A 12766-nucleotide genomic window follows, 5' to 3' on the forward strand; every position below is an offset into this window, starting at 1 on the left:
ACGTTTTTTAGAGACATGTATTCACGTACAAGAGCTAGTTAATAAGGAGATGAAAATAGCAGGTATTTTGCGTTCTCTAATAGATGCACGGAGAACAGATAATAAGGCTCTAGTTGAACTGATTGAAGAAGAATACGAAGATCTATGCTTCCAAACAATTATGACTCGTACAGCTGCTATAGGACGCTTATCTATTAATGGTTTTAAAGATAATCCTGAATTGAATCAAGGCTTAAAGCTTTATAGACAATTCGTAAAGGAGTTGATTCAACGTGTCTAAGAGAATGGATGATTTAAAGAACAAAATTAGAAGTAAGTCGGTTAATAGTGTTCATTCAGAACTTATCGATACTTCACTCGAAAGTAAAAATGAAGGAAAACCTAAAAAAAAGAAATTTGAGGAATTACATCGAAGGGATACATTTTGGATTGAAAATGGACTAAAAGAGAGGTTAGATAAAGAAAGCGCCGAAAATGGTAGAGGAGAAAAAACGCGTATCATTAACGAAGCTTTGAGAGAATACTTTTCTACTAATAATTAATTAATTTACGTATACGTAAACGTACGTGTTATTCTAAATTCAAAAAGCGTTCCTGGATTGCAGGGACGCTTTTTGAATTTACTTTATAGTTTGAAAAGAGAAAATTAAATCCATGATGGATTTAATTTTCTCTTTTCTTATCCCACTGCATACTTACTTCGTGCACAAAATCTCTTGATCCTACACCCCCGGATTTAGCAAAAAGGTGTTGTTCGATCCAGAGAATCGAATCTTCAGACAAATTGTTTTGGGTCCCCATAAAAATTTGATCAAAGAAAGCCAAACGAATTTTGGTTGCAATGTGTTCAATTGTACTTTGGATTCCAGGGGGCTCGTGGGAGGTAATAATGACTGTAAGCAGTTTGCCTTCTTGCAAATTATGACGTTGACCAGCCCGAAGCTCAACTTCACATTCATGTACTTTGATCTCACCTGTATTATCAGGGACGAAGCTTCCCACAAGGTATGGCCAGTTAAATCGATAGATCCCTGGATGAATCGATATTTTTTCTGATTTCAGGGGTAACACTCCTCTTTTTTTGAATTTTAATATTTCTCTTTCTCTCATAGTATAAAGTACTAATTTACAATCGAGTAATGAGAATACTTACTTGCACTTAATTGACTTAAAACTTGCATTACAATTAGCAAAGCAAGGGAAAGAAAGTGAAACAAAAAGGACGTTAAATGGTGTGGTGGGTTACAGGATGGACATGGTATACTTATCTAACGAGTTACCATAAAGTAGTGGTAGGTCACGGTCTTTGCCTTCGAAAGGAGGTGCGGCCAATGACCACAATTGTGATTGTTGTAAATGTTATCAAGGGATGTGCAGCCTTAGTAACCCTGGGGCTCGGCATAAGGAAAATTTGTCTCTTGATCAAACGATATAGACGGCAAAAGAAAAAAACCACCGTGTAATTAGGTTGGCCGCCTAACGGTAGATTTTTGTCTTAATTGTGTATTAGCCTGGCAATGCCGTGGTTGCAAGCACTACAAGCTTTGGTACTCGCAGGTCTTCACTGTTCCAGCAGTGAAGACTTTTTATTTTATATGCATTTCAACTCGCGTATAAAATGCGTACAAAACGTTGTATAGCCAGTGTTATGTTATACATTTATTATACTACCCGTGGCGATGACTATTCAATCCAAATAATTATTAACGAATTATTAACCAACTAATAACGATACATAATAGGATCCTCAAGTGTGAAGTGTTCGTAAAGGATATTTTGGAGTGACAATCGAATTTATGTTTGTAAAGGTATAGGTTTATAAACTATAAAAGAACATGAAAGAAACCGTTTATAAAGGTGGTATAATCTAATTCTGAAACGTTTGTAATCAGATTATAATCTTTATAAACAATAGGGAGGTTCAAATGGGGAGCCAATTTAGAGAGTATGGATATGCGCGAGTTTCAACTAAAGATCAGAATGAGGATCGTCAGGTTTCTTCTTTACGTGAACAAGGAATTGAAGAAGCTTATATGTTCGTTGATAAAGCTAGCGGAAAAAACTTTGATCGCCCTGAGTATCAACTTTTAAAGCGTGTGCTAAGAGAAGGGGACACCCTGTTTGTAAAGTCTATCAATCGTTTTGGTCGCAATAAGCAGGAAATATTGAAAGAGTGGCAATGGCTGATTGATGCGAAAATTCATGTTGTTGTAATTGATATTCCCATTCTGGATACGCGCAAGTATGAGCAGTTGGAGGGAATAGGACAACTTATCATGGATCTGGTTCTTCAGATACTCAGCTGGCTCGCTGAAGAAGAGAGAAGAGGTATTAAACAGGCCCAGGCTGAAGGGATCGCTGAAGCAAAGAAACAAGGCAAACACTTGGGAAGGCCACAGATCAACTTGGATACACTTACGCCAGGTCAGAAGAGTATCCTGGATGCTGAATATGCGAACTGGGAGAAAGGTAAGCTGAAGTCAGTGGAGTTTATGAAAAAGCTTGGTATGAAGAAAAATACTTTTTATAAGATTATAAAGGCATATGGAGGAGGAATAAAAAAGATCGATAAAGGTATTGAAGAAATGATTCCTTAAACTTAAATTGTATTTAACAACCGGAAATAACGGCCTTGACTAAAGAATTTACATAAAAAAAGGGACTGTAGAGTTATATGTAGAGTTTATTGCTACAAACAATTATAATTGATTTTGTACAAGCTGCAGGAAAGACCTTCCTTGAGAAAGGAGGGGTGTATATGGATGAGTTTGTAAAGCTTGGGGGCTTGATGATTCAGTTCGGAGAATTTTTAGTAGTATTACTTGCCTTCATACTTCAAATAATTATAGTTACGAAAAAAACAAAATGACCCTGATCAGAGTGTCGAATTCAGAAAGGGTCATTTAGGATCGTACTACCTGCAGTTTTGTATAAATAGTACTCAATGTGCGCCAACACATTGGGTGCTTTTTTTTATAACCTTTATAGTTATTTGTTAACTAATAAGGTTATTACTAACCATGGTAGTAAACTATTTAGTAAGTTTTCTAGGATAATTGTATCTCAATAAAGATATACGTGGCAATACCAGTTCATCATATTGTTGAAAGTGTATAACTCGATTTTGCGTGAATTTGTTCAATAAATGCAAATGAATCTTAACAATACTCCATTGTTCTTGATAAAAGATCAAGTTGTAGTTACACAATAGGTAAAATGCAAAAAAGGCCCCCATAAAGGGGCCTTCGTTTTAGGATCATATTGCAGGGCGGCGTATCCTGATCTCTGGTAACTTGCCTTTCGGCAAGCGCGTGGGGAACCTTTCCCACCTCTAATGATCCTTCACTTATAGTATTATGCAAAAATTGAAATTATATAACATATACATTGTATATGTAACCTACACTTTACATTCTACAGAAGGAGCAATGTGCTGTCAACTTGTTTGAGCCTTTTTGTAACATTAGTTATACGGCACTAATCTACCACTTTTAAGCCTTTTCTGAACTTTATATGCTCCATTGTCAAGTTCGAAAAAGGTGGATAAGAATATGTACCCTGAGGGGTCTAACTTGATTGCTAAAAGTAAATGTGGTCCGATAACTTTTACTAACTCTACACTATTTGCCTCTTTTGGATTTTGTCCAACGTAGTCTGGAGATGAAATCATACTCGGTATTAAGTGACCGAATTGTTCAATAATACCAGGATGATTTCGTTGCACGTGTTTGATAGCACCAGGGTACATTTTAACAAGATCTGATGGGAGATCAACCCCAGTAAGAGTTTTAATTTTGAAGATGTCAAGTTTACCTACAATTTGTATGTCATGCGAATTTAAATCAAGAGAGTATGATTGCACATTAGGATTCCTTTCGTTAATTGAATTTAATTTAGTGATATTATCCATATTTCCGCCGCCTTTATAGTAATTTTGGTGTACAACAGTATAGTCATAAAGGACGGAATTATTAACATAAATTGTCGAACCATACTTAAGTTTAAATTTAAATGTAGAAATTAGGCAACTGATAGATTCTTGGTAAGCATTTGAGGTCTGTATATAATGTGTGACATTACGAAATATCAAATACTTTACTTTGCTGTACTTCAGACCAATGCAGCATGATTCGCACTTTCGGAAGCCTTGTAGAGTTCTGGTATATAGCGAATATATCATGGCAATGATCAGAGTAGAGGTGACTATGATGAGAACAAAAACTAATGATCCTGGTACTCGCTTAGCTCAAGAAATTATCCAGTTTGCTAAATCCAACAATTTAAAGATTCGTAAGAAAAGCAGATCAACTGCTTCTTCCACTAAAAACGTTATCAACAAGCAACAAGTTAAGGAAGACCGTCAATCTAATAAGGATTGACGGTCCTTTTCACGGTGCGGTGGGTTCGTTTTGAAAGATTCACACTTACGTTTACGTAAACGTAAGTGTGAATCTTTCATTTGGTTCTTGGATTGATTACAGATATTCGATCTATCGTGCGCAAGACCAACTCGTCTCGAATTGTGGTGAGCAGATCCGGAAGCTGGAAGAACTGAAGCCGCATAATTTGTGGCAGAAGATGCGTAATTTGAATCAAAATGAGAGTGTCAGAACCGAACAGGACTTGGATCGTCTCAGACGCGCATTTATGTACTGAAGAAGGAGAGACCTAAAGAGTACCAGGGTAAAAATGCCGGCAAGGCCGAAGGCCAATTAAACGACCGCTTCTGGCTTGCGTGGAGCGCATAAATCCATTTGAACAGGCGTTCCGTGGCTTGAATCAGGAACAGTAGCAGAGATATTTTTCTTTCAAGAAGGTTTGTCTTGTTTCGATCCAGATGGCTGAAATGGCTGTCAAGGGTCGGGAAATGCAAGCAGCTTACATAATTCGGAGCAAAGCGGCCAATCCTCCTGAAGCATAATTTTGACAGAATACGGGGAGCTGATTGCCAGACATGTGTTCAAAAATGCAATATTTTGTGAAAGTCTCAGTATGTCTCTATTCGTCTCGCAATAATTCAAGAATACCTAAGTGGCGGGGCTGGTAGCTTCTGTCTCCAAAAGACTACATATATTGCATAAAGTGACATTTTGTATCATTGTAACGCTAGAACGCGAGATATGCGATTCTGAAGCGCCTGAAGCCAGCGACCCGGCTTTGTGCTTCAGCACGCAATATCTTGGCCGTTAGAATCATTCATTCACTTTCAAGAAGGTTTCAGTTTCAAACGTATCTCATCCCCACGTAAACGGCCGTCTACGGCATTTTGACCCCGGGGCCCGACTTAGGGAGGGCTTGACCCGGAAAATGCGGCAGGAAGGCGTACAGCTTGTCCTTTCTGCCGATTCCGTTACAGGGCGATGAGAATGATGATGAACTGTACGATGAGAATCAGGTTTTTGAGTAATCTCGTACACTTCTCTGACGTGATGAAGTTCCAGGCATGTCGGCCAGCCGACTTTGTCGCTGACCAGAATTTTTTGACTTTTGAAACGTAACGCATAATATGACCTCCTTTGGTTTACAGCATGATAAGAAGTTCCGCTCATTTTTTTAACAGGAATGTGTTCTTGGCTCATGACTGAATCTTGTTCGTAGAGCTGAAGAGCCGAAAACACACCCTCCCCCTCAAACGTGATGATTCATGTTAAGCAGAAATCCATCCCTCCATAACACGAACTGCATCTGACTCGTCTGGATCTCCAGCAGCTCCAAAACCACATAAAAAACGAAATCGTGATTTCCGGGTTTTGCACGGCAAGCAAAACAACGTGTTTTTGGCCGATTGGCTTCTGTTTTTTTCCACGGCCGTTATTTCTGCAGTAACTCATAACCCGATCGTTCTCCCTTAGTAGCTTCAGGTTATCACCGAACTGAAGAATCCGAAATGTGGTAATACCACCCACAGGCATAAAAAAGAGCCACCGCATATTGCGGTGGCTCTTGATTTACTAATCGTTCAAGTCAATTTCTTCAAGTTCAATGATTTCCTCATCATTATAGTCACTAATCAATTTTTGTGCTTCAGGTCGAAGAGCTAAAGCCAATTGCTGTGCTGTCTCCACAGAATCGATATCGAAATTCTTCTCAAAAATCGCACCGATTTCAATTAAGCGCCGAGTACGCGCTTTTCTCTCTTGCTGACTGACCTGGGCCTGAAGCTGTAGCTTCTTGGCCTTTAGCTGCTCCATCTTTTGTTCCATTTCCTCCAGACGTTCCTGCGGTGTCTTACGTTTGCTCAAACTTAAACCCTCCTTTTTGGTCGCGTTGCTCCCATCTTTTCTCCCTGCACTTCGTTCCGGTCTTAAAACGGGATTGTGCTATGTACTCTCTTTATTCTATCGCAAAATTTTGCGAGAATCACCCTTCATTTTGATTACGCTAAATGGTGGTAGTGTGGTATAATGTCCCAAGAGATTGAGCGTAGCGAAATACCAAAGGGCGCACTTATACACCACTACGTGGTGTGTGCGCGTTACTTCGTAACGGGAGACCAAAATCATTCGATTCTGCGAATCGAATGATTTTGGTCTCCTTATGGCGTACTGGATAATGAAAAACCACAAAAGGAGGGAACCGAACCAATGGCCATATTTCACTTTTCTGCGCAAGTCGCGTCTCGCTCTGCTGGAAAATCAGCTGTCGCAATGGCGGCGTACCGTTCCGGTGAACGCCTCATCGACGAACGCACTGGTGAAATCAAATCCTATGCACGAGACGTGCAGCCAGAAACTGAGATCATGGCACCGTCCGGTTCCCCGGAGTGGGTTTATGATCGGAACAAGCTCTGGAATTCTGTCGAGATGGCCGAGAAGAATAAGAACGCCCAACTGTGTCGGGAGATCGTTATTGCATTGCCGGTGGAGCTGTCGGCCGATCAACAAAAGGAGCTGCTTACCAATTTCGTTAAGGAACAGTTCGTGGATCAGGGTATGATTGCGGATCTCTCGATCCATCGTGACAATCCGGAAAATCCTCATGCCCATGTCATGCTGACAATGCGGCCGTTGAATCCGGATGGCAGCTGGGCAGCCAAGTCCAGGAAGGAATACGTCCTGGACGATAACGGACAAAAAATCAAGCTGAAGAGTGGTCAATATAAATCGTTCAAAGTTCGTACAACGGATTGGGATAATTCAGAGAACATGGGAAAGTGGCGAGAAGGTTGGGCAAACCATACGAACCAGGCGTTGGAGAAAGTCCAGTCACCGGCACGCATCGATCACCGCAGCCTGGCTGCGCAAGGTATCACTGATCGGCTGCCGACGATCCATGAAGGGGTAACCGCTCGGGACATGGATCGGAAGGGGAAAAACAGTGATCGGGGATCCATCAACAGATCGGTGAAGGAATACAACACAACCGTTACGGATCTCCGGAAATACGCTGCGATGAAGAAAGAAGTTCAAGCGGAGATCCAGAAGGCCAAAACTCCGGAAGAGATCTGCGCAGCTCACAACCAAATGTACCAGCGGAAAACGGAGAGTCAGGCCAAGATTGGTCAGGCTGAAGGACTGCTTCAGAAAATTAATAAGCTGAAGGATCTCGCCATGAATCGTGGTGAGCTGATCCGAAAGCTGGAAGAACTGAAGCCGCATAATCTGTGGCAGAAGATGCGTAATCCGAACCAAAACGAGATTGTCAGAACTGAACAGGACTTGGAGCGTCTGCAGACTCGCATCGATGGTCTGAAGAAGGAAATTCCGGATGAGTACCAGGGCAAAAATGCCGGCAAGGCCGAAAGCCAGTTGAATGAGCAGCTTTCGGCCTTACATGGAGCCCATAAAGCCATTGAACAGGCGTTCCGCAGTTTGGATCAGGAACGGGAACGAATGCAACAGCAGCAGATCCAGCAGCGATTACGAGACCAAGCGAGAGCGCAGCGGCAAAACCCTGGACAGAATCGGGAGAGAGAACACTAGCAAAAATACTTTTTTAAATCTCTCCCTTTTCTTTAGCTTTCTTAATTAACTTTGAAACATAAGATTGTGACATATCAAGGATATAAGCGATTTCTGATTGTGTTTTTCCTTCTCTTAAAAATTGAACAACCGTCGCTCGTAGCTCCTTTTTCTTATAAGGTCTATTTATAATTCGTTCTGTTTTTTCAATACCATCCGGATATAATTTTACCTCTAGAGTAAGTGTTTCAGTGGGAGTTATTTTTTTTGCCTTAAGTGTATTATCTTTTATTGATACTTCAACATCCTTCATTTTCATGAGCTCATTTAAAGTCACATCCCCGATTTGTGGTGGAAGTTTTGGTTTATTTTCTTCTCCGAATGGAACAATTGTATACATTGTTATCACTCCTTTTTAGTAATTAAATTCATATAAAATATATTCCTTTTTTGTGAATATAACATCAAATGTAGGAACGTGTCTATCTTTTTTTGCGCTAGGTTCTTCGTTATATCAGAAATAGCCGGTATCCTCACCAGGATGCCGGCCTTTAATTTTTATAGAAGTAGGCGGAAAATCTGGTGGAGGCGGTGAGTTGTTTGTGAATGAGGAACATGTAGAGATCTTAAGTTTCATTTCTCTTTCAAGAAGGTTTGTTCTGTTTCAATATCGTGTTTTCTTCCTTCTATGGCACTGCATAAAATAATTCAAAATTAAAAAATGGGTTCTTTGTGGAAACGGACAAATAAGAATCAGGAGGTGAGGTAAATGATAAAGTTAAATATAAAGCTATTGGGATTAGGTCAATTTGAAATCGTGATCCAATGGAAAGGTTAATCCATTCCAGGTCAGTAAATGCTGTCAAGTAGACGATAGGGTTAGCAACTGAAGTAATCATGAGAAAAACGAAGAAAGCGCAATTTGCACTAAATGACCGAATACATAGCAGCCTGAGCATGAATCTAAAAACGGCCAATCCGTCTGAAGGACGAATATGGCCGTTTTTGGCGTGCCGCTTGCCAGACTTGTGTCCCAAATGCAATATTTTTTATAGGTCTCATTATGTCTCCATGTAACACTATTTGTCTCGAGAATAGCTTTTTATACCGTCGTATCAAGTAAATCTCTTTAGTCTCCAAATGTGTGGATTAGTTTCAACATGCTACTTTTTGCTACTAAATGGGACGCATAGAAATCAAATATGCTATTTAATTAGCTAATGAAGGCTTTGAAAGTAATTTGAATAGAAGCACTGTCTTAACTAGGAGCTGAGTAAGGTGAGAATCCCAAATTGGTTTAACGAATCCACGGGGTGGTGCTTATAAAACAACTCTTTCAACTATCCATGCGCTAGCCCCTAGTGTAGAGCTAGTTAACTGTTAGTAGTTGATATAGGGTGCTGAACTTGATAGATAATACTAACCAAACCAGATATATCATTGGTAGTTTGTAAAGTGTTAAACTCTACGTAAGAATTGAATTAGATGTGGGAACTGGATTTATTTTTATTTGTCTATACTTATATAATATACAAATGCGATAATAGCGACTTTTTTTAGTACATGTTTCATTTGATTGGAACGGATAGGAGGCTCTATGAAGGAGTTTAGTGAAATAGAACTCTGTCTAGAAGAGATCACAAATGAGTTTTTGAAAAGGACTAATAAGATTGGAGATCCATTAAAGGCGGCTACTATTTATCAGGAAACAGTGGATGAATTAAGTATAAAGCTCGTTCAAATTGTTCCTGTAAAGTCATTATTCATTTTTGCTAATCAATACATTGATTCATTTAGGTCCCAGGAATGTGACAATGAAGCTGAGGAGGTAAAAGTAAAGGCTAAGATTGAAATTTTAGAAAGAGCTCTGAAAGTGAAGTCAGAGGAATATTTGCGTGAGTTAGTTCCTATTAACAGAAATATAGCACAGCATGCTTTGTTCTCTGCTAATCCCAAAAATATACCCAATCAGTCGACCACAACTGTTAATGGAGTGCGTTCTGTCCATATTAAGAACAATACGGGAGAGGTGCTGACTACCTATGAAGCCCGCGTAATGGGGGCAATACAATCTCTATGGTTCAAACAGAACGTGGACGGAAAGCCTTATGTTGAACTTAAATATGCGGACATCTTAAATGAATTAGGGCTAACGGATGGATCTGCAAATTATAAAAGAGTACAAGAGGCTTTAATTCGACTTATGAGAATAGAAGTAACCTTGACGCAGTACCAACGTTCAAAGGAATCAGAGTATGAAGAGATTGCTTTTACTCGTCTAATAGATCAAATTATATTCAGACGCAAGGTAGGTACAACCAGCCATTTTCAATACAAGTTTCAAATCAGGCTTCCTGAATGGTTAGTGGAAGCTAATCGAGTGGGTAATTTATTTGATATTTCACTCATTCTTATGAACGACTTGAAATCTTATTTAGCACAAGGATTATATTGGTTAGTATCCTCATATCCTGAGGAATCTACAGTAAAGTTTGAACTACAAACTCTGGCGGGACACTTTCACTTTTTAGATGATAATGAGCCGATCATGCAGGTTTATAAAATTGTTGAGCGTATCAAGAGTGCTTGTATTGAACTGCAAGCGGTAGGTTTTATAGAGCGTTTTGAATTTAAAGGCAAAAAACAAGGATTACACGGTCGTTATTTAACTGTTACTAAACATCCAATTTTCTTAAATACATTAGCTCAAACAAAAGAAACAATTCCAGAACAGCTACAGTTTTTTAATGACCCCTCCTAGGGGTTTTTCTTATTTCAATAACATCCGTTTGACTACGGAAAAAAAGAAGAAACATCCGTTTGACTACGGAAAATCATTAAAAAAAGAGTGAAAATCATGAAATTGCTAACTAAAATGTACTGATTCCTCGAAACATCCATTTGACTACGGAAATAACTCCTAAAACATCCGTTCAACTACGGAAAATATCTTTAAAACATCCATTTGACTACGGAAAATGAATATTACTTCAATTTGCCAAAAATAAAATTTATGGCGTATGATATTAGTAGATTCAAGATTGGCAAAAAGAACCTTTAAATAGAAAAAAGCCCACACATTAGAACTACAAAATGTCTCCGTCGCCAAACTAAGCCATTTTGTAGCGTCTCAAGAGTATGAGCTTTTACTTTAAATTATGCTGCTATTATACAGTATCTTATAATTTAAAGTAAAGTCTCTCTCTTTCCTGATGCCTTTTAGGTGTGGTATGGAAATAGGGAGATTTTTTGCGTTGACGCTAAGGGCGTAGTTACATAGTATAAGCCAACTTTATATTAAATATTAGGCGTTCGTATTCGTTTTAAAAATGAACATACGAGGGCTTGCTTTCCTATTGTCTTTTTCGGAATGTAAGTCTACATCAGATAGCGCCGGCTGCGTGGTTGTCTTCAAATGAGGCAGGAGAACACGTTAAAAACTGTCCATCGTACAGGAGGGAGCCTTACCCCAAGTGTACGGTTACTACGGGTTGCTGCGTTTCGATCGCAGCCACTGGCGTTCTAACCAGACGCTAAGTGAAGCCGTTTTAGCTCCTGTTTACCCTCTGTCGTGAGATAATTGCAAGGACAGGAGCATGTTGGGTGTGTGATCGACACATAATTCGCCATGAGGCTATCCAACGTAAGGCAAAACGAAGTACAGTCCCAATACGATGTGACTCCATCGGGGGCTGTGACCGTTCCGAAAAGTACGTGTTACAGGCTCGGAAGAACCTTGCTGGAAACTGTTCAAGGGAGAGCAGAGCACGATTTGAGAAGCTATTGTATGCTGTGGTGGCAGATTGGTCATAGGAACCGTAACCAGTCCGAGATATCGAATCAATAGGCGCGTAGCGCGTGGCAGAAACAATGCCGGGAGCCGTTCCCCGATGCGTGACGGCAGGGCCAAGTCCCTAATCATCTTATTCCGATTTAATTCTTTCGGGATAAGGTGAACTGTGTCCAACCCGCAAGGTCCATGCCACGGAGAGGTAGTACCTGTCAACACAAAATTTCAGTTCACCTTAACGGAGGGGGGGGTGTGGGGAGTAATGTTTTCAATAAAATACGAGCGATAGCGAGTTTCCTTTAACTTTAAGTTGTGGATAACTTTTTTTCTTAATTAACTTTTATTCAGGTTTTAAAAGAAGTATGCTGGAGGAGGGGATTTTGAATCTCATATAACTACTATTTAGAATTGATCACTGTATGAAAATTTCATAATAGTTATATGAGATTTATATTTAATGCTGTTGTCTCACCTCTGGCAGAACTACAGTCTTTAATGTTTATTTGTGGATTTAGATGTGTTTTTTTTACGTATACGTTTACGTATGTATCTATAAAATATGTTGGATTATTACGTGGGGGGAATGTTTTATGGCTAAAGTTATCTCTTTTGGGATTCAAAAGGGTGGTTCAAGTAAGACGACTACGTCTGCTATAGTTGCTTATATCCTTAGTCAAGAATATGGAAAAAAGGTCCTGGCTGTTGATTTAGATTCTCAAGGAAACTTAACTGAATTGTTAACGCAACGAGATATTTATGACTTTCACGAGTACACGATTTTTGAAGCATTAAAGGAAAGAAATGCTCGTAAGTATGTACATAATGTAACAGAAAGATTAGATATTCTGACAGCAGAGGATCATTTAGCGCGTTTCCCTTCGTGGTTGTATGCATCTTATAAAGGGAACAGATCACTTGTGTTAAAGGAAACTCTTGAAAACGTTCAGGATGAATATGATTATATTATTATTGATACACCTCCAGCTCTAGGAGATCAGACAATTAATGCATTGGCTGCTTCTGATGCAGTTGTAGCTATGTTTGAAGCGAGTAAATTTTGTTACTCTGCAATTGG

At 39.5% G+C, this 12766-nt stretch carries 14 protein-coding genes; 8 read left to right on the forward strand and 6 right to left on the reverse strand.

From position 1 onward, the window contains the following. Positions 1-280: ParA family protein (locus MHI01_RS30895; protein WP_445744936.1), on the forward strand; the 280-nt coding region annotated here is incomplete at its 5' end. Further along, positions 273-542, forward strand: a complete 270-nt coding sequence (locus MHI01_RS30900; RefSeq protein WP_340984931.1) for a hypothetical protein — start codon at positions 273-275, stop codon at positions 540-542. The genes MHI01_RS30895 and MHI01_RS30900, both read left to right, overlap by 8 nt. 121 nt (positions 543-663) lie before the next feature. Here the strand turns inward: MHI01_RS30900 and MHI01_RS30905 are convergent, their stop codons facing one another. Next, a complete protein-coding gene (locus MHI01_RS30905; RefSeq protein WP_340984932.1) occupies positions 664-1110 on the reverse strand; it encodes a hypothetical protein in 447 nt (148 codons plus the stop codon). 815 nt (positions 1111-1925) lie between these two features. Here MHI01_RS30905 and MHI01_RS30910 point away from each other — a divergent pair. Further along, entirely contained in the window at positions 1926-2597 is a 672-nt protein-coding gene (locus MHI01_RS30910) for a recombinase family protein (protein ID WP_340984933.1), read from the forward strand. An 866-nt stretch (positions 2598-3463) separates the two neighbouring features. Here MHI01_RS30910 and MHI01_RS30915 read toward each other — a convergent pair. Further along, the gene (locus tag MHI01_RS30915; RefSeq protein WP_340984934.1) at positions 3464-3910 is read right to left on the reverse strand and encodes a PBECR3 domain-containing polyvalent protein; all 447 of its coding nucleotides are present in this window, start codon (positions 3908-3910) and stop codon (positions 3464-3466) included. Between the two features lie 268 nt (positions 3911-4178). Between MHI01_RS30915 and MHI01_RS30920 the strand changes: the two genes are divergently transcribed. Both MHI01_RS30920 and MHI01_RS30925 read left to right on the forward strand, forming a co-directional pair. Next, positions 4179-4379: a hypothetical protein gene (locus MHI01_RS30920; protein WP_340984935.1), complete on the forward strand. Its 201-nt coding sequence runs from the start codon at positions 4179-4181 to the stop codon at positions 4377-4379. Positions 4380-4446: 67 nt separating this feature from the next. Then, complete coding sequence (locus MHI01_RS30925) at positions 4447-4656, forward strand: hypothetical protein (protein ID WP_340984937.1); 210 nt, start codon at positions 4447-4449, stop codon at positions 4654-4656. Positions 4657-5350: 694 nt separating this feature from the next. Here MHI01_RS30925 and MHI01_RS30930 read toward each other — a convergent pair. Beyond that, a complete protein-coding gene (locus MHI01_RS30930; RefSeq protein WP_340984938.1) occupies positions 5351-5503 on the reverse strand; it encodes a hypothetical protein in 153 nt (50 codons plus the stop codon). 448 nt (positions 5504-5951) lie between these two features. Next, positions 5952-6242 carry a hypothetical protein gene (locus MHI01_RS30935; protein WP_340984939.1) on the reverse strand — a complete coding sequence of 97 codons (291 nt, stop codon included), beginning with the start codon at positions 6240-6242 and terminating at the stop codon, positions 5952-5954. A 342-nt stretch (positions 6243-6584) separates the two neighbouring features. Here MHI01_RS30935 and mobQ point away from each other — a divergent pair, with 342 nt between their 5' ends. Further along, positions 6585-7922 (forward strand): MobQ family relaxase, encoded by a 1338-nt coding sequence (mobQ, locus tag MHI01_RS30940; protein WP_340984940.1) that lies wholly within the window; start codon positions 6585-6587, stop codon positions 7920-7922. 13 nt (positions 7923-7935) lie between these two features. Here the strand turns inward: mobQ and MHI01_RS30945 are convergent, their stop codons facing one another. Next, positions 7936-8301 carry a helix-turn-helix domain-containing protein gene (locus MHI01_RS30945; protein WP_340984941.1) on the reverse strand — a complete coding sequence of 122 codons (366 nt, stop codon included), beginning with the start codon at positions 8299-8301 and terminating at the stop codon, positions 7936-7938. A gap of 1197 nt (positions 8302-9498) precedes the next feature. Here MHI01_RS30945 and MHI01_RS30950 point away from each other — a divergent pair. After that, a complete protein-coding gene (locus tag MHI01_RS30950; RefSeq protein WP_340984942.1) occupies positions 9499-10662 on the forward strand; it encodes a replication initiator protein A in 1164 nt (387 codons plus the stop codon). Between the two features lie 873 nt (positions 10663-11535). Here MHI01_RS30950 and MHI01_RS30955 read toward each other — a convergent pair. Then, positions 11536-11823, reverse strand: coding sequence for a hypothetical protein (locus tag MHI01_RS30955; protein ID WP_340984943.1), 288 nt, complete (start codon positions 11821-11823; stop codon positions 11536-11538). A gap of 458 nt (positions 11824-12281) precedes the next feature. Here MHI01_RS30955 and MHI01_RS30960 point away from each other — a divergent pair. Next, the coding region (locus MHI01_RS30960) for a ParA family protein (RefSeq protein WP_340984944.1) at positions 12282-12766 on the forward strand (485 nt) is incomplete at its 3' end.

It is taken from the genome of Paenibacillus sp. FSL M7-0656 (assembly GCF_038003225.1).
Lineage (GTDB): Bacteria > Bacillota > Bacilli > Paenibacillales > Paenibacillaceae > Paenibacillus > Paenibacillus amylolyticus.

Coding starts and splice junctions, on each gene's coding strand:
- MHI01_RS30920 (WP_340984935.1), top strand. CDS start 4,179: ATGGCAATGATCAGAGTAGAGGTGACTATGATGAGAACAAAAACTAAT.
- mobQ (WP_340984940.1), top strand. CDS start 6,585: ATGGCCATATTTCACTTTTCTGCGCAAGTCGCGTCTCGCTCTGCTGGA.
- MHI01_RS30910 (WP_340984933.1), top strand. CDS start 1,926: ATGGGGAGCCAATTTAGAGAGTATGGATATGCGCGAGTTTCAACTAAA.
- MHI01_RS30915 (WP_340984934.1), bottom strand. CDS start 3,910: ATGGATAATATCACTAAATTAAATTCAATTAACGAAAGGAATCCTAAT.
- MHI01_RS30930 (WP_340984938.1), bottom strand. CDS start 5,503: ATGCGTTACGTTTCAAAAGTCAAAAAATTCTGGTCAGCGACAAAGTCG.
- MHI01_RS30905 (WP_340984932.1), bottom strand. CDS start 1,110: ATGAGAGAAAGAGAAATATTAAAATTCAAAAAAAGAGGAGTGTTACCC.
- MHI01_RS30955 (WP_340984943.1), bottom strand. CDS start 11,823: ATGATTAGGGACTTGGCCCTGCCGTCACGCATCGGGGAACGGCTCCCG.
- MHI01_RS30945 (WP_340984941.1), bottom strand. CDS start 8,301: ATGTATACAATTGTTCCATTCGGAGAAGAAAATAAACCAAAACTTCCA.
- MHI01_RS30950 (WP_340984942.1), top strand. CDS start 9,499: ATGAAGGAGTTTAGTGAAATAGAACTCTGTCTAGAAGAGATCACAAAT.